Origin of the sequence: Enterococcus haemoperoxidus ATCC BAA-382, from assembly GCF_000407165.1 — a bacterium.
Lineage (GTDB): Bacteria > Bacillota > Bacilli > Lactobacillales > Enterococcaceae > Enterococcus_L > Enterococcus_L haemoperoxidus.
Genome location: NZ_KE136479.1, coordinates 665094 through 681920, shown reverse-complemented (window position 1 = coordinate 681920; position 16827 = coordinate 665094). Strand labels below are relative to the sequence as shown.

Annotated in this window: 18 protein-coding genes; 1 reads left to right on the top strand and 17 read right to left on the bottom strand. The window is 37.8% G+C overall.

Annotated elements, in window-relative coordinates:
- Positions 1-34: 34 nt before the first annotated feature.
- The 15 genes from I583_RS03300 to mobA all read right to left on the bottom strand — a co-directional run bounded on the left by I583_RS03300 (position 35) and on the right by mobA (position 13921).
- Positions 35-1036, bottom strand: a complete 1002-nt coding sequence (locus I583_RS03300) for a sulfate/molybdate ABC transporter ATP-binding protein (RefSeq protein WP_010763139.1) — start codon at positions 1034-1036, stop codon at positions 35-37.
- Positions 1033-1704 (bottom strand): molybdate ABC transporter permease subunit, encoded by a 672-nt coding sequence (modB, locus tag I583_RS03295; protein WP_010763138.1) that lies wholly within the window; start codon positions 1702-1704, stop codon positions 1033-1035. Before modB ends, I583_RS03300 begins: the two co-directional genes overlap by 4 nt.
- Before the next feature lie 9 nt (positions 1705-1713).
- Positions 1714-2532: a molybdate ABC transporter substrate-binding protein gene (gene modA / locus I583_RS03290; RefSeq protein ID WP_010763137.1), complete on the bottom strand. Its 819-nt coding sequence runs from the start codon at positions 2530-2532 to the stop codon at positions 1714-1716.
- A gap of 24 nt (positions 2533-2556) precedes the next feature.
- Positions 2557-3531, bottom strand: coding sequence for a molybdopterin-binding protein (locus I583_RS03285; RefSeq protein WP_010763136.1), 975 nt, complete (start codon positions 3529-3531; stop codon positions 2557-2559).
- Positions 3532-3544: 13 nt separating this feature from the next.
- Complete coding sequence (locus tag I583_RS03280; protein WP_010763135.1) at positions 3545-4018, bottom strand: MogA/MoaB family molybdenum cofactor biosynthesis protein; 474 nt, start codon at positions 4016-4018, stop codon at positions 3545-3547.
- Complete coding sequence (locus tag I583_RS03275) at positions 4011-4445, bottom strand: MOSC domain-containing protein (RefSeq protein ID WP_010763134.1); 435 nt, start codon at positions 4443-4445, stop codon at positions 4011-4013. The genes I583_RS03280 and I583_RS03275 overlap by 8 nt, the downstream gene beginning before the upstream one ends.
- 5 nt (positions 4446-4450) lie before the next feature.
- Positions 4451-5416, bottom strand: coding sequence for a GTP 3',8-cyclase MoaA (gene moaA / locus I583_RS03270; protein WP_010763133.1), 966 nt, complete (start codon positions 5414-5416; stop codon positions 4451-4453).
- 24 nt (positions 5417-5440) lie between these two features.
- On the bottom strand, positions 5441-5941 hold the full coding sequence (moaC, locus tag I583_RS03265) for a cyclic pyranopterin monophosphate synthase MoaC (protein ID WP_010763132.1): 501 nt from the start codon (positions 5939-5941) through the stop codon (positions 5441-5443).
- Positions 5942-6202: 261 nt separating this feature from the next.
- On the bottom strand, positions 6203-7405 hold the full coding sequence (locus I583_RS03260; protein WP_010763131.1) for a molybdopterin molybdotransferase MoeA: 1203 nt from the start codon (positions 7403-7405) through the stop codon (positions 6203-6205).
- 15 nt (positions 7406-7420) lie between these two features.
- Positions 7421-10141, bottom strand: a complete 2721-nt coding sequence (fdhF, locus tag I583_RS03255) for a formate dehydrogenase subunit alpha (RefSeq protein ID WP_010763130.1) — start codon at positions 10139-10141, stop codon at positions 7421-7423.
- Position 10142: 1 nt separating this feature from the next.
- Entirely contained in the window at positions 10143-11441 is a 1299-nt protein-coding gene (locus I583_RS03250) for a complex I 51 kDa subunit family protein (protein ID WP_010763129.1), read from the bottom strand.
- A gap of 11 nt (positions 11442-11452) precedes the next feature.
- Positions 11453-11941 carry an NADH-quinone oxidoreductase subunit NuoE family protein gene (locus I583_RS03245; protein WP_010763128.1) on the bottom strand — a complete coding sequence of 163 codons (489 nt, stop codon included), beginning with the start codon at positions 11939-11941 and terminating at the stop codon, positions 11453-11455.
- Entirely contained in the window at positions 11938-12522 is a 585-nt protein-coding gene (locus I583_RS03240) for a hypothetical protein (protein WP_244264859.1), read from the bottom strand. Before I583_RS03240 ends, I583_RS03245 begins: the two co-directional genes overlap by 4 nt.
- Positions 12509-13318: a formate/nitrite transporter family protein gene (locus I583_RS03235; protein ID WP_010763126.1), complete on the bottom strand. Its 810-nt coding sequence runs from the start codon at positions 13316-13318 to the stop codon at positions 12509-12511. The genes I583_RS03240 and I583_RS03235 overlap by 14 nt, the downstream gene beginning before the upstream one ends.
- A gap of 27 nt (positions 13319-13345) precedes the next feature.
- Positions 13346-13921 carry a molybdenum cofactor guanylyltransferase gene (mobA, locus tag I583_RS03230; protein ID WP_244875456.1) on the bottom strand — a complete coding sequence of 192 codons (576 nt, stop codon included), beginning with the start codon at positions 13919-13921 and terminating at the stop codon, positions 13346-13348.
- Positions 13922-14209: 288 nt separating this feature from the next.
- Here mobA and I583_RS03225 point away from each other — a divergent pair, with 288 nt between their 5' ends.
- On the top strand, positions 14210-14908 hold the full coding sequence (locus I583_RS03225) for a TIGR00266 family protein (protein WP_010763124.1): 699 nt from the start codon (positions 14210-14212) through the stop codon (positions 14906-14908).
- Positions 14909-15106: 198 nt separating this feature from the next.
- Here I583_RS03225 and I583_RS03220 read toward each other — a convergent pair whose 3' ends face one another.
- Entirely contained in the window at positions 15107-16054 is a 948-nt protein-coding gene (locus I583_RS03220; protein WP_010763123.1) for a DUF975 family protein, read from the bottom strand.
- A gap of 186 nt (positions 16055-16240) precedes the next feature.
- Entirely contained in the window at positions 16241-16789 is a 549-nt protein-coding gene (locus I583_RS03215) for a hypothetical protein (protein WP_010763122.1), read from the bottom strand.
- Between the last annotated feature and the right edge of the window lie 38 nt (positions 16790-16827).

Here is a 16827-nt window from a genome sequence, read left to right as displayed (position 1 = left end):
CATTCAATGACTCTTTAAATAGCAAAAATTTACCTTATTCTAAAACCATGATTGCCCCCGGATCAAGGCTAAAATGCTTAATTTTATTAGCTTCACTCTGCTTGCTCCCTTTCCACCAAAGATCACGTCCATTACAAGTAAACCAAGCGTTCTGTTCAAAAGGTGTTTGTTGACTACTGATATACTTTACGTCCAAGCGGTTGCCTTTGATATCATTTAACAATAAATCATGTGCTCGTATCCCTATATAACAACAGTCTATCGGGACTTCTTCCGTAACTATCAAAGGTGTTTTCCAGCCATGAACTCGGACCGTATGAGAATCGATGCGTTTAATAGGAAAAATATTTTTGCATCCAGTCAATCGAGCGGCTTCTACCGTTTGAGGTTGCTTAAACAAATCAGTTGTTTTGCCCTTAATAAGACCTGAACCAGTCATGATTCCAAGCAACGGACAAAGTCTGTAAAGTTCATCTAAACTATGACTAACGATCAGCACATTGCCTTTGAAATTGACTAGACGCTTTTCCAATTCAAGTTGAAGTTCTTCTTTTAAAGAGGTATCTAAAGCTGAAAAAGGCTCATCTAATAAGAGTAATTCAGGTGCAGCAGCCAACATTCGAGCTAAAGCAACACGTTGTTTTTGTCCACCAGAAAGTTGTCTAGGATAACTGTCCTTAACATTTTTTAAATGAAACAACTCTAGTAATTCTAGAATTAAGCGGTGATCTTTTGTAACACTACTTAAATTTTTATAAACTGTTAAGTGGGGAAACAACGCATATTGCTGAAATAGTAGGCCTATTTTACGTTGTTGAGGGGGTAGGTTGATGCTATTTTTCTTATCAAATAACACTCGATTCCCAAGCCGAATCACACCAGAATCAGGTACTTCAATCCCCGCAATACATTTAAGCAACATACTTTTCCCACAACCAGATGCGCCTAAAATTCCTAATGTTGTCGTATCGAGTTCAAACTTTACCCTTAACTGTTGATCTCGCATTTTTTTTTGAATATCCACGAAAAGTTTCAACCTTGCATCCTCCGTGATTTTCGACTAAATAGTTCCGTTAAACATAAGATCAGAATACAAATAATGACAATAATCGCAACATATTTTTGTGCCAAAGACCAATCACCAGCAGCAACTGCTGAATAAATCGCTAATGGCAGTGTTCGTGTTTTTCCAGCAATATTTCCTGCCAACATTGTTGTTGCGCCAAATTCCCCCAACCCTCGGGCAAAAGCTAGCACGCCTCCAGACAAAAGCCCATTGATTGCTAAGGGCAACGCAATTTTAAAAAATAATTTCCTTTCTGAAAATCCCAATGTTTGTGCCGCAGCCAATAGATCTGGATCAATTTGCTCAAATGCAGCAATCGCTGAACGATACATCAAAGGAAATGATACGGCAACGGCTGCAATTACTGTAGCTGGCCATGAAAAAACAACCTTTATAGCAAAAAAATCCAACAAAAATTTGCCCACTGGTTGCTGAACACCAAAGATATCCAGCAAAAAGAAACCAAAAACCGTTGGCGGCAGCACCAGCGGTAAAGTGAACAAACTATTGAACAAGACTTTAAGCCCTTGATTTTTCAAGCGAAATACAAGATAAGCAATCAAAGTTCCACAAAAAAACGTAAAGATAACTGCAATAATCGCTGTCTGAAACGAAATAATAATTGGGCTCAGTTCCATCAAATTCACCTACTTATTTAGAATAAAACCAGTATTTTCAAAGTATTTTGCAACTTCTTTGCTTTCTAAAAATGCCATAAATTCTTTGGCCATTGCTTTTTCTTTCGACTTTCCAATTAAACCAACTGGATAAATAATCGGTTCATTCAAGGTATCCTTTGGTAAAACTGCAACGACTTTTACTTTGTCATTTGATGCAGCATCTGTAGCATAAACTAACCCCGCTTGAGCACTCCCTTCAGCTACCCAATTTAGGACTTCGGTGACATTGGTTCCAAAGCTAGCATGTTCTTTTACATATGTCCAATATCCTAAAGAGTCCAAACCTTTCTTAGCGTATTGACCCGCTGGAACACTTGTTGGGTCACCTACTGCAATCATTTCTGCTTTCTTTAAATCACTAAATTTTTTCCAATCAACCTTTGAAGAGCTTGGTATAATCATGACCAATTGATTTTGTAATAATGGTACAACACTTTTTTTAACAACTAAATTTTGAGAAACTAAGGTCTCCATTTGTTTGGTTGAGGCTGAAAAAAACACATCTGCTTCTAAGCCTTTTTCAATTTGTGTTTGTAGTTTACCTGAACTATCATAATTGCCTTCAATTCTAGTTTCTGGATGTTTTTTTACAAACGCTGGGATGATTTCTTCTTCCATGACGGATTCCAAACTGGCTGCGGCTGCAATCAATAAATGATGTTCTTCCATCTGACTGTTTGAGCTAGAGGAAATGGTTGTGTTTTTGTTCTTTGAGGCACATGCAGTTAGAAATAAACAGATCAACAAAACCAGACTCAAGATTTTCACACTGTGATTGTGTTTCATCGTTTTCTCTCCTCCAACATTATTTTATAAATATCCCCCATATCCCAAAGCAGCGATCTCTTTTTTTGTAATTGAGTCTTGTGCAACGATGCGTGGCAATAATAAATCAAAAACCGTTCGTTCACAAAACATGACTCCCCCTGGTAAGCCTACGATTGTTTTTCCATCTAAATAGGCGATCAATAACATCGATCCTGGCAGAACAGGAGTACCATGAGAAACAATAGCCGCGCCTGTTTGCTTTATTGCGAATGGTGTTCGGTCATCTGGATCTACGCTCATTCCACCAGTGCAAAAGACAATATCAGCACCTGCTGCTAACATTTTTTTGATTGCTTTTGTAATCAAGTCTGGATCATCATTAACGATTTTATGAAATGTGATCTCAACGTTTGGATAATTAGATAACTTATTTTTCACAACTGGTGTAAAAGAATCTTCAATCAGCCCATTAAAAATCTCACTGCCAGTTGTAACAATCCCCACCGTTACTGGTTTAAACGGAATCAATGATAAAATGCTTTGATGTCCAATCAACTTTTCCGCTTGAAGCAATATTTCTGGCGCAATTTCCAAAGGAATGATCCGAGTTCCTGCTAATTTTTGCCCTTTACAGATCTTTTGGTTGCTATTACGAGTTGCCACAGCAATTTTTCCAATCAAATTCAATTCCAATAACAAGTCTTGATTCACTTTCAATAAACCATCTACTTCAGCGACTACTTCGATTTTCCCTTCTGAAACAGGCGTTGGTTGCATAAATTTGCCTGCAATCAAATGATACAAAAAATCTGCTGCTTCATTTTCATGAATCAGTTCCGAAGCGTTCGATCTTAAAAATAAATGCTCTTTTCCTAACGACAGTAATACAGGAATATCTTCTGCTTTGACTTGATGTCCTTTGGAAAAAAGTGCCCCTTTAAACTCTCCCTTAACAATTTTTGTGATATCTTGACACAAGATCAACCCTTCTGCATTGACTGTTTTCACAATTTTCATTTTTGACCTCCGTTTAATGCTCTGTTTTTCGATCTGTTAAAATATCTAAGGAATGAGGTAAAATCGGCAGTAAATACGTTAAATTTTCTGTAACTCCTTTCGGGCTTCCAGGTAAATTGATGATTAATGTTTTCCCACGCTGTACAGCAACACCACGACTCAACATGGCAAATGGTGTTTTTTGGATACTCAGCATACGCATCCCTTCACTAATACCGGGAATCGTTTTTTCGGCTATGTTTATCGTTGCTTCTGGAGTGATATCTCGAACCCCCAAACCTGTGCCGCCAGTTGTTAAAATTAAATCGCAGTATTGGCACCATTCAATCAGCAACAAACTTAATTCTTCTTTTTCATCAGGTAAGATTGTTTGTCTGATTATCTCAAATTGCTCTTGAATCAGTTCTTTTATGACCTTTCCTGATTCATCTTTCCTAACCCCCTGATATCCTGAATCACTTAACGTGATGATTCCTGCTTTATACAACTTCTAGCTTATCTCCCTTTTTTATATGTCCTTGTGTTACAACAACTGCAAAAATCCCTTCTCTTGGCATAATGCAATCACCAACTCGAGCATAGATTTGACAATGCTTGTGGCACTCTTTCCCAATTTGGGTAACGACCAGTTCTGCCTGACCAATTCGAATTTGACTTCCAACTGGTAATTGTCGCAAATCCACTCCCGAAACAATCAGATTTTCACCAAAAGCACCATTGCCTACACGAGCACCTCGCCCGTTAAATTCAGTAATTTTTTCAAAAGATAATAAGCTAACTTGCCGATGCCAATTTCCACCATGTGCATCATTTTCTAAGCCAAATCCTTTGATTAAATTCACTTCCGGTATTTCTTTTTTCTGTGTGCCCCGTCGTTCACTGATATTGATTCCGATAATTTCTCCCATTGTCATGATCATTACCCTCCAATTTGTGACATCAATCGAGAATCACCCTGACTCTCTAGAAAATGATGTTTCTCTGGTTTTCGCTGAATTGCTGAAAATACTTGTTGTAATAATAATTCTTTGTTTTCTGTCTGCAACGCGGTTTTTAACTCACACCCGTCATCCATATGTAAGCACGTCTTCAAACAACCATCTGCTGTAATACGGATTCGGTCGCACTCCGCACAAAAACAATGGCCTAAAGCACTGATAAAACCTATTTTCCCTTTAAAACCAGCTAAAGAATAATAACATGCTGGGCCATTTCCTAAACGATGTTCAAATGGACTAAGCTTTCCATATCTTGATTCCAGAACAGAAAAAATATCTTCTTTGGTTAGACCAGGACAACTCTTCCCTAAACCGATTGGCATCAACTCGATAAAGCGAACGTGAATTGGATTTGTTTTAGTAAGTTCTGCAATGTCACAAATGGCTTCTTCTGTTAATTCTCCTCTAGCTACTGTATTAACTTTGATATTAGGTAATCCTACCTCAACAGCTTTTTCCAATCCTGATAGTACTCGCTTCAACTCACCGACTCTGGTGATTGCACGAAATTCATCGGGATCCAGCGTGTCAATACTGATATTGATGCCATCTAATTTGGCTTTTTTTAAAGCATTAGCATATTTTGTCAGTTGAATACCATTCGTTGTTAAAGTCACCTTTTCAATCCCTTTTACTTCTTTAATTGCCTTAATCAAAGGAACGATCTCATTTCTTGTTAATGGCTCACCACCTGTAATCTTTACTTTTTTGATTCCTTGTAAGGCCAAATTCTCAATCAGAAATAAAATCTCCTCAACACTTAAAACTTCCGCTTTTTTTAGAAAACGCATCCCTGTAGCCGGCATACAGTATGTGCACCTAAGATCACAGCGGTCTGTCACAGATAGCCGTACATAATCCACTTCACGATTAAAAGAGTCCTTCATTTTAAGTCCGCCTTTCCTGTGACACTACTCATCAACTTCTGTATTTGTTGAAATAAAATGGCCACTTTTCCCTCCAGATTTTTCAACTAAACAAACATTCATGATATTCATCTCACGATCCATTGCTTTACACATATCATAAATCGTCAAAAGAGCAATATTTACTCCAGTCAAAGCTTCCATTTCAACACCAGTCGGTCCTACAGTTTTGGTTAAGCAATGAACAGATAAAATTTGATTCGTTTTCCAACTAAAATCAACTTCACATTTCGTTAAAGCTAATACATGACATAATGGAATCAGTTCAAAGGTCTTTTTTGCTGCCATAATTCCAGCAATCCTTGCAACTTGTAGGACTTCCCCCTTCTTCATCGTCTGATTTTTGATTCCCGTTGCGACCTCTTTGTTCATATGAATTTCTCCGTATGCTACAGCTGTTCGTTCAGTCTCTTCTTTTTTTGAAACATCAACCATGCGAGCTTTTCCTTGATCATTGATATGAGTAAATTGTAACGATTCCTTCATTTAGACCTCCTGTTTAAAACGCTTTCATTTGAGACAATATAGTTATAAATTTCACTATCTTTCTATTTAGTTTAGCACTCTAGCTAAAAAAAACAATCTGATATAAATAAATTTTTTTAGATAAAAAATTAGGTGTGAAACAAAAGATATGTTCACTTTTGTTTCACACCCTAAGCCCAAGTATGCAGTGGGAGCAGAAGTAATCTCTTCTTATTTTTTGAAGCTGAATGCTTTTGTTTTGACCTCGTTTGTATTAACGTACTAAAATTTCCAATAGTAAACAGTGACGTAATCCCCTTTGCTCAATTGTTTTTTAGCTGGTTGATCGATCAGGCAGTTTGTTTCTAGAGTATTATGAAAAACAGAGGAATAATGTACGATTGATTTTAAAGAGACAAATCCATTTTCCTCATATGCTCGAATAAATCGGCGAAGAGTGGATGGCTTTAAGTCTTCCGTTAATTGAACCGTTCGTTTTTCTAAATTTAATTCTGGGCAATTCATAAAATAGGCCAAGATCGACCAATAAAATACATGTAAATTCACTACCGCCGCAAAGGGATTCCCTGATAAATTTAAAAGAACTTTATTTTGGTACAAACTGGCCATCACAGGTGTTCCTGGTTTCATATTCACAAAGTGAAATAGCAATTCTCCCTCTAATTGCTGGATAACATGAGGAATGTAGTCTTTTTCGCCAACTGAAACACCACCGGTTGTAATTAAAAGATCCACCTCATTTACTTTTTCCTGAATAATGCGAGAAATTTCACCAATGTCATCTGAGCAATATTCCTTAAATACGATTTTACCACCGCTCGTTTGAATGAGAGAAGCTAATGTATATAAATTACTGTCATAAATTTTACCTGAAACAAGTGGTGAGCCTGGAGAAATCAGTTCGCTTCCTGTTGCTAAAATCCCTACTTTTATAGGCGCTAAGACTTTGATTTCTGTGATCCCTTGTGCAGCTAGGATGCCGACTGTTCGACTATTGAGCAATTGATATTTTGATATAATTTTCTGATTCAGATAAACATCTTCACCTACTTCACCATAGTTACGACCTGATGTGATTTCTCGGTAAATATTGACCTGTGTCTCGCCATAATCGGTCCATTCTTGTTTAATTACTGCATCATAAGGTTTTGGAATCGGTGCGCCAGTCATGATTCTAACAGCCGTTCCATGCGCTTTTATAAACGCCTGTTCTGCATCACCTGCAAAGATTGTTTCGGTCACTTTTAGACAAATTGGCTCTTGCGGATTTGCACCTTGACTCTCTTTTGCAACAATTGCATAACCATCCATTCCAGCTCTTGGAAAATGTGGTACGGCTACTTTTGCATAGATATCTTCAGTACATACCCGTCCTGCTGCTTCTAAAATAGAAACAGTTTCTACTTCTTTTTGCTGAGCCAAAACGTGCTGGATTTTCTCTCTGGCTTTTTCAACTTCGATCATTGGCTCAACTCCTTTTTACTTGATTGGTGTAATATCGACTGCACATACTTTGTATTCAGGGATAATCGCAATATCATCAAATTCGGCATTGGTCAATTCATTTACATTTCCATCAGGAAAATGGAAGGTCATAAAGACTTCTTGCGGAAAGACTCGATTGCCCACAGCAGCATATGTTTCAATCGTTCCTCGTCTAGATTTGACTTTGACCTTATCCCCTTCTTCAATTCCTAAACGGCTAGCATCTACCGTATTGATTTCAATATAAGAACGGTTAGCGATTTGATTGATGCCTTCTGTTCGACCTGTCATCGCTCGCGTATTGTAATGATATAGCATTCTACCTGTAGACATTAGATATGGATACATTTCATCTGGTAATTCTCTAGATTTTTTATAAGGAATTGCCATAAACAAGCCTTTGCCTCGGGTAAATTCACCAACATGCATGATCGGTGTCCCAGGATCTTCATTTGTTCGACATGGCCACTGCAGCCCTCCCGTTTCTTCTAATCGATCATAGTTGATTCCACCAAAAGTTGGTGTTACAGCTGCAATTTCATCCATGATTTCCTTAGCAGAATCATAATGACAAGGATAACCTAGACGAGTCATTACATCGCAGAAAATAGCAAAATCTTCTCTAGCTTCCCCTTTTGGTTCAACTGCTTTTCGAACTCGCTGAACTCGTCTTTCGGTATTGGTAAAGGTTCCGTCTTTTTCAGCATAACTTATTCCAGGTAGCACTACATCTGCATAAGCTGCTGTTTCTGTCATAAATAGCTCTTGAACAACGAAAAATTCTAAGTTTTTCAAGGCTTGACGTACATGATTCGTATCTGGGTCTGTTACGATTGGATCTTCGCCAAAAATATATAAGCCTTTGATCTTCCCTTCTGTGGCAGCTGGTAATACTTGGGTAGAAGTCATGCCCACTTTTTTGTTTAGTGACACACCCCAAGCTTTTTCAAATTTCGCCCTCACTTCTGGATTAGCTACTTTTTGATACCCTGGAAAATCATACGGCATACAGCCCATATCACAGGCACCTTGCACGTTATTTTGTCCTCGTAATGGATTAACACCACATCCAGGCTTCCCAATCTTCCCTACCAACATGGCCATATTCGACATACTCATAACGCCTTCCGTTCCAGTAGAGTGCTCCGTTACACCTAGACAATAGATAATCGGTGCCTTTTCTGCTTTTGCATATAATCTAGCTGCTTTAACCAAATCTTCTGCTTCAATATGGCAAATTTCTGCTACTTTTTCAGGAGGATAATCTGCGACGAGTTGTTCTAGTGCCTCAAATCCTTCTGTCTTTTCTTCGATAAAAGCACGATCAGCTAAGCCTTCTTTTAATATCACATGCATCATACCATTGGCGAATGCTACATTCGTTCCTGCTTGAATTTGTAAGTGAAGTTCACAATTTTTTACTAAGTCGATTTTCCGAGGATCAACCACGATTACCTTCGTTCCACGCTGCATTGCCTGACGAATTTGTGAACCAATCACAGGATGAGCTTCTTCCGGGTTTGAACCAACTAATAAAATCACATCGACATCGGTCGTAATATCAGCAATTGGATTAGTCATGGCACCCGATCCTAGCGTATGAGCTAACCCATGCACAGAAGCAGAATGACAAACACGAGCACAATTATCTACATTATTTGTCCCAAAGGCTGCCCGCATCATTTTTTGAAATACATAGTTGTCTTCATTAATCGATCTGGAACAAGAAAACCCTGCCAATGAATCGGCACCATGATCCGCTTTCAACTGGCTAAATTTATTTGCAACCAAAGTCAATGCTTCGTCCCAACTAGCAGGTTCAAAAATTCCATTGCGCTTGATCAACGGTTCTGTCAAACGATCTCCTGAACCAACAAATTTATAAGAAGCAAATTTCCCTTTAACGCAGAGAAGATTCTTATTGGCAGCGCCATTGATCGGTTCAACTCCAACTAACTTGTTACCTTTTACAACAAGATTCATTTGACAACCAGTTCCACAATGAGGACATGTCGTCGGAATCTTCTTTGTTTCCCACTCACGGTAATTTTTATGGTCTTTACTGACTAAAGCACCTGTTGGACAAGCAGAAACACAGTTGCCACACGATTCGCAAAGGGACTGATCAAAAGAGGCTCCGTAACTCGGTGTCATTTTTGTATCAAAGCCACGTTTAGAAATACTGATCACATCTCGACCTTGACGTAATTGGCAGACCTTAGAACAACGTCTACACATAATGCATTTTTCAGGGTCGTACTCAAAAAAAGGATTGCTCGTATCTTCTTGATGGCACGGCATCCGCTTGCCATCAGTAAAGCTCGTCTCATCAATCCCATACTCTAAACAATAGTCTTGTAATTTACACGCACCATTTTTCCCACAAGAAAAACAGTCTAATTTATGATTGCTCAACAAAAGATCCAGCACAAATCTGCGGGAATCATTGACTCTCGGTGAAGCTGTATGGACCACCATTCCTTCTTGGCAATGTCCAGTACAAGCTGTGGTCAAACCACCTTTTCTTCCACCTTCAACTTCAACTGTACACATCCGACAAGAACCATCAGGTGCCAGCTCTTTCAAATGACAAAGTGTAGGAATGTCAATATTTAACATCTCGGCCGCTTCTAATACTGTCGTTCCTTTTGGAACAGTAATTGCTTGGTTATCGATCGACATCGTGACTGTTGCTGTTTTCATTTTTATTTCCATCTTACCAAAATCCCCCTTTTATCGGTGCAACTGCCTCACGAATACCTGCTTCAAATTCTTTAGGAAAATAAGTTAATCCACTTCTCATCGGATTGGCAACAGATTGTCCCAATCCACAAGCAGAAAGATTTGTTACATGGGTCAACATTTTTCTAAGTCGCTCAAGATCACCACTAACAGCAGTTTGTGTGTTGAATTTCGTCAGCAATTCTAAGATTCGTGTCGTTCCTAGGCGACACGGTGTACATTTACCGCATGATTCATGTGCAAAAAAAGCCGCGACATTCACTAAGTAATCAACAATACTTACCTGATCATCCATCACAACGATCGCACCAGAACCAATGGATAAATCGTTGTCCCATAATCCTTCATATGAATAGATACAGTCATCAAGATTTTCAACTGCACCAATCGGTCCAGATTGTCCACCAAAATGGATAAATTTTAACGGTCGACCTGTCGCTGTTCCCCCACCATATTCTTCAGAATAAAGAATCTCTTGTAATGGAGTACCTAGATTGACCTCATACAAGCCTCGATTTTTAACATGACCTGACAGACAAATCAACTTCGTTCCACCGCCATCTTCGGTACCAAGATCACGATAGGCTTGCCCTCCTTCACGTAAAATAACGGGAATGCTTGCAAACGATTCTACATTATTCACTAAAGTTGGCTGTAAATATAACCCCACATCTGCCAAATGCGGTGGCTTTACTCTTGGTCTGCCGGTTTTGCCTTCGATTGAATTTAACAACGCTGAATTCTCACCACAAACATATGCACCAGCACCAGAGATGATTGTGATCGTATAATTAAAGCCTTGAATTCCTACTATATTTTCTCCTAAAAACCCAGCCTTTTCAGCATTATCCAACGCTTCTTGAAAAATTTTCTGAATCCGTCGATACTCCCCTCGTATGTAAATATAGCCCGCTTTGGCAGAGAAAAGATAACCTGCGATTACCATACCTTCGATCACACTTAAAGGATCCTGTTCTAATAAAGCCTTGTCTTTAAAGGTTCCCGGCTCTCCTTCGTCTGCGTTACAAACGATATACTTTGTATCGCCCTTAGCTCCATATAAGTGCCGCCATTTTTTCCCCAACGGAAAGGCCGCTCCGCCTCTCCCACGTAAATGAGCTAAATCAAGTTCATCTAATATCCTTTCTTTCTCCATTTTAATTGCTTCCAATAGACCAGAAAATCCATTATATTTCTGATACTCTTCAACATCTGTCACTTGTTTCATTTTGTTTATACGCGCCAATAAAACTGGTTTATTTCGTTCGATCATTTTTCTTCCTCCTATAGCTCTTGATAACATCCACACTTTAGGTCATCGATCAATTGATAGACCTTCGCTTCCGTCAACTCACCAAAAACCGTATCTTTGATTTTGATTACTGGCCCTTGGTCACAGGCGCCTATGCAAGGAATGCTGTGATACATAAACAATCCATCCGGGGTTGGCTGATCTGCGGGAACTTCTAATATCATTTCCAACACTTCAGATAACATCTCTCCCCCTGTAAAAAGACAAGGCGTACTATTACAAATTTTCAAAACATATTTAGCTTGAGGCTCTGTTTTCAAAATCGCGTAAAAACTTAAAATCTCATACACACGAGCCTCAGATAAATGAAGTCGATCTGCCACAAGTTTTGCGGTTTCTTCATCGATGAAACCTTCCTCAGAAGCATATTGAATTGCAATCAACATATTCAATATGCGTCGTGGATCTGAATCATTTTCTAAAATAATAGCTTCTTTTTCTGATAAACTTAATGAACTCATACTTTTTCTCTCCTACCTTCTACGCTATTCTCAGAAAAACGAACACCGCTTTTTGTTTTTATAAGATAAAATGTATCCAGTGATTTAGACGTCTCTAAAATAAAATCCGCATGACCAATCACATTGGCTGCTGTTTTTTTGATTGCTTTTTGATTGTCCATCATAAGAAACAATCCCGGTTTAACGACTTCACGAATTGAATTTGACTCACAAACGATCACGGTATCTCTTGGAACAAATTGGAGAAATGATAAAAATCCTTCTAACAAATGATCATGGAACACTTTTAATAGATACACTTTCTTACATCCTGCTTTTAACAATTCCATTGTATCTTTTGTGCCACTACACTTTGTCTCTTCAATCAACTCGTACCCTTCATCAATACTTGTACAAATGCCACAGCCTATTTCTCCTCTTTGACATTTGCCTCTTACACCACTGATCGTGATGATTTTTAATCCATAAATAGTGAAGCGATGACGATTTTCAGCAATGATTCTTTTGGCGATCGTCGTCTTACCACTATTGCGCCCTGTTGATCCAATTTGGATCATATTAAGGATTTCAATACTTTTCATAAAGACCATCTGGCTCACTCGCTTCCTTCTTTTCAGCATTTACAAACATCAGCGGAACAGCAAAAAATAAACTACCACCAACCGCATTTCCTAAAAATACAACGATCGTATTTAAAAGATAATCCGGCCATTGAATATGAGAAGCATTTGAAAAAATAGCAGCCGGAATTATAAAGGCATTAGCTACCACATGCTGAAAACCACAAACGACAAAAACCATCACCGGAAACCAAAGACCAAACATTTTGCCAAGATAACTCTTCCCCATTGCACCCAAATAAACCGCCAAGCAAACAAAAATATTGCAACCGATTCCAGAAACAAATGCCACAAGCATTGTGTCATCGATTTTTGCTTGCGCTACTGAAAGCGTCTTTTCTAAAAATGCCCCCTCAGTCAAACCAACGACATGTCCAAAGAAATAAGCCACTAGACATCCACCGATACAATTTGTGACTAACACGACTAGCCAATTATAAATTAATGCTTTAGTCCTGATTTTCTTTTGTAAAACACCGAGCGTCATTACCATCATATTTCCTGTAGCCAGTTCACCTCCAACAAAAGTAAGCGCTACCAATCCAATTGGAAATAAACAGCCACCTAAAAATGTTGAAAAACCTCCCCAACTTTTTGGCATCGTTCCAGAAATTCTGATAAAAGATAAGTACCCCAGTGCAATAAAAAATCCAGCCATGATTCCTAACACACTTACCCTAAAAAAAGACAACTGACTCTTTGCTAACGCTTTATCCCCTAAACTTGTGACAACTTCTTGACTACTTTCAAAATCCATCGTAAACCCCCTTCACCTAGATAAGCCTCATTGACACCACAACGGTAATTCTTTTGGTAGGTTCACATTGTTCAATGCAAGAGACGATTCCACTACTTTCACTAAAAATCGGTTAAATTCTTTTCTAATACGCCAATCATTTGTCTGAAGTTGTTGCTGTAAAACAGCTAAACAAGAATGACGGTAAAAACCAAATAAAGGTTCTAGACGATCATTTTGACTACAAATAACGACATCATAAGCCGCAATTGATTCTGCCATTTTTTGAATCAAAGCGATATTCACGTTAGGAATGTCACATGCAAGTAAGAACAGATACTCTGTTTTAACTGTTTCTAATGCTGTAACCAAGCCACCTAGAGGGCCTTTTTCTGAATAGCGATCTTCTTTTATCTCTACTTGTGAAAAACTTGCTGGAAATTTACTTCGCTTATCGGTTACCAGCAGCACTTCAGGAAAGACCCCTTTAAGCTGCTTCACCCTTTTCAATAACACAAACTCCCCATCGATTCGTAATAAGGACTTATCAAACCCCATACGAGAACTTTTTCCACCACATAAAATGACTGCTGTACAATTTGGTATCTTGTGTATGATCCCCACCTCTCTTTCAATATAAAATTAACTAAAAATTTATCATTACTAAAAAATATTTTTTAGCTACAACTTTTATTCTATTATAAAACATACTTGCAACATGTCAATTACTATTTTACTATTTCTTACCTTAATTTTTCTGTCACACCTATAAATTAAACATAAAACGTGGCTTTCTTACACAAAAATAAGCCTGTTTGCGAATAAATTAGTCAACTAAAAAAAACAAAAATCTGAAAAAGTTTCTGACAGATAAGGTATACTAGTATAAGAATATCGAAGGAGGTTGTTTTAATGGATTATAAAATGACAGAAAACACCGTTTTTCCATTAGTAGAAGTGGCTTTACGAACGGGTGAAAGCATTCAATTAGAGAGTGGTGCGATGGTTTACCACAATAGCGAGATTACGCTTGAAGGAAAAATGAACAGCAACGGGAAATCTGGCTTTGGTGGAGCGATACGGGCTTTAGGACGTTCAATGTCCAGTGGTGAAAGTTTCTTTATCACGAAAGCATCTGGTCTAAGAGACACAGCCAAAGTTGCATTAGCTCCTGCAACACCAGGTACGATCAAAGAACTTCAAGTCGGAACAGAACATTGGCGCTTAAACACAGGTGCATTTTTAGCTTGTGATGCTAGCGTGTCTTATAATATGAAACGTCAAAAACTTAGTGGCGCCATTTTTGGCGGGACTGGTGGTTTATTCGTAATGGAAACGGCTGGCTCAGGATCACTATTGATCAATAGCTATGGTGATATCGTGGAAATCCATTTGGATGGAAGCAAACCTTTTGTTGTAGACAATCAACACGTTGTCGCTTGGTCTGAATCGTTGGATTACAACATCAAAGTAGCTTCTGGTCTATTTGGTTTTACAACAGGTGAAGGTGTTGTAAATGAATTTAATGGTACAGGAACGATCATGATCCAAACAAGAAATATCGAAGGATTAGCTGGTCTGATCAGCCCTTTTGTTAGTTCTGGTTCATAAAATAAAAGAAGAGCGTGGGATAAAACTAAACAACAGTTTTGTTTCGCGCTCTAAATCCGAATAAATGGCGAGAAAAAAGCAGCTCATTCGGAAATAAGCTGAAATTCACAAAAATTTGAAAAGCAATTTTCGTGAATTCCCTCTTATTTCTCGGAGCTAAACGCTTTTGTCTCGGCCTGTTTTTTCAATTTAATTAATCTAAAAATCTGCAAATCCTGCTTCTTTTTCTTGAGTAAATAAATGATGTTTCTCCTCAATAATCTGATCAAAAAATAATGCTTCTGATACGCTATAATAAGGAATAACATAGACACTAGCTAAACCAAAACTAAAGAACGTAGCAAACTGCCAAAGTACAAAAGAATAAGAGAAGATTATATATTCAAGCCTATAGCCTTGCATCAAAGCTTGACTAAGTTGCATCGCTTCTTTTGGTGTTAGTTCAGCATCTTTTCTCAATAAATAATTCGTCATGCCGTAAGACAATTGCTTGATAATACCAGGAATGACAAACAATAAAGACCATAAGAATGTATACAATGTCACTAAAATATTCGCGCTCACTGTTCGTTTGCCATTTTCTTTAATAAACATAGCAAAAACGGTTTTCAGACTAAAGTTATTTCCTTCTAGATTATCAACAGCTGCCCATTGAATCATACCACGATATAAAATCGTAACAAACATCAAGAATATTCCAAACAGAAAGGCAAAAAAGCTCTTAAAACGAGTTTTTACCGTTGTTGGCTGTGCATACGTAACCATTCGGTTGGTATTTTTCAATGGTGATATGACCGACTTTTGAGAAATAGAATCCAGATTTTTCCCTCTAAAATCCTCTTCATTATAAAAATCATCTTGATAAAGACCTTCATCATACCCGTCGTCATAGCCGTCAAAATAGCCATCATCGTATCCATTTTGATAATCATTAGTAAATCGATTTGATTTTCCTGAATAGTTATCTTGCCAAGATTGATAATTATTTGATTGATCCGCCGTACTATTCGGACTTTGAAACAGAATCATTACACAAAAAAAATAGATAAATATGGCCACAATTGGAATAATAGCGAGCAAACTCCAATTTCCATAATAACCATGCAGATAGCTCTGAGCTTTCTTTTTCAACTCACTTCGAATCATAATTATCTTCTTCTCCTTTTAACTTCATATTGAAGTTACTATGTATTTTTCACGTTGTTTCAATTATACCTTGTAATCTATCACTAAGACCTCTCAATTCCTTTGATCATTGTTAAAATTTATGAGAAATCATAAATAAATAAAAAAACTCACTAGGTTTCAGCGAGTTTTGTTTCTTTTGATCGACTATTTCCAGCGAATTGGGATTTGACCTTCAACAGTATAAGAAAAATTGCTGCCCTTATCTACACGCCAGCTAAAATCTAAGTATTCCTCGTTGCCTTCTAAGTTATTCCACTCTAGCCATTCATTATTTTCAATACTGGAAGAATAGTTCATTTCAGCCCCTTCAAATTGTTTAGATGCCACAATAGGATCAAATAATCGGTAAGAGGTCGTTCCTTTTTTTAAGGTGAACGTAGCCATTCTGCCACGAGCATTGATTTTAATTTGTTTCAATTTATTTAAAGTTGATAATGCTGAGATATCCGTTGTTAAGGTTTGTGAAAATCCCTCGTTCCTCAAACGTTCGTCATAATTTTCAAATCCATTAAAATTAAGAACGATAGTTTCCAAATTAGGAGAATTTTTTAAACTGTTCAACGTTAATTGATTACTGCCCTCTAACCAAACTTCTCTTAATTCCTTTAGTCCATTAAGTTCTCGAAATCTATTGAAATTTCCACCTGCTCCTTGAATTATTTTTAAACTTGAAAATTGATTGAATCCGCTCAAAGAGGAATTACGTTCAAACTAACCACCAAAAAAAGTAA

Excerpts from the sequence above, each read along its gene's own strand:
- modB (WP_010763138.1), bottom strand. The coding sequence starts at position 1,704 with ATGGAACTGAGCCCAATTATTATTTCGTTTCAGACAGCGATTATTGCA.
- modA (WP_010763137.1), bottom strand. The coding sequence starts at position 2,532 with ATGAAACACAATCACAGTGTGAAAATCTTGAGTCTGGTTTTGTTGATC.
- I583_RS03285 (WP_010763136.1), bottom strand. The coding sequence starts at position 3,531 with ATGAAAATTGTGAAAACAGTCAATGCAGAAGGGTTGATCTTGTGTCAA.
- I583_RS03275 (WP_010763134.1), bottom strand. The coding sequence starts at position 4,445 with ATGACAATGGGAGAAATTATCGGAATCAATATCAGTGAACGACGGGGC.
- moaA (WP_010763133.1), bottom strand. The coding sequence starts at position 5,416 with ATGAAGGACTCTTTTAATCGTGAAGTGGATTATGTACGGCTATCTGTG.
- moaC (WP_010763132.1), bottom strand. The coding sequence starts at position 5,941 with ATGAAGGAATCGTTACAATTTACTCATATCAATGATCAAGGAAAAGCT.
- I583_RS03260 (WP_010763131.1), bottom strand. The coding sequence starts at position 7,405 with ATGATCGAAGTTGAAAAAGCCAGAGAGAAAATCCAGCACGTTTTGGCT.
- fdhF (WP_010763130.1), bottom strand. The coding sequence starts at position 10,141 with ATGGAAATAAAAATGAAAACAGCAACAGTCACGATGTCGATCGATAAC.
- I583_RS03250 (WP_010763129.1), bottom strand. The coding sequence starts at position 11,441 with ATGATCGAACGAAATAAACCAGTTTTATTGGCGCGTATAAACAAAATG.
- I583_RS03245 (WP_010763128.1), bottom strand. The coding sequence starts at position 11,941 with ATGAGTTCATTAAGTTTATCAGAAAAAGAAGCTATTATTTTAGAAAAT.
- I583_RS03240 (WP_244264859.1), bottom strand. The coding sequence starts at position 12,522 with ATGAAAAGTATTGAAATCCTTAATATGATCCAAATTGGATCAACAGGG.
- I583_RS03235 (WP_010763126.1), bottom strand. The coding sequence starts at position 13,318 with ATGGATTTTGAAAGTAGTCAAGAAGTTGTCACAAGTTTAGGGGATAAA.
- I583_RS03225 (WP_010763124.1), top strand. The coding sequence starts at position 14,210 with ATGGATTATAAAATGACAGAAAACACCGTTTTTCCATTAGTAGAAGTG.
- I583_RS03220 (WP_010763123.1), bottom strand. The coding sequence starts at position 16,054 with ATGATTCGAAGTGAGTTGAAAAAGAAAGCTCAGAGCTATCTGCATGGT.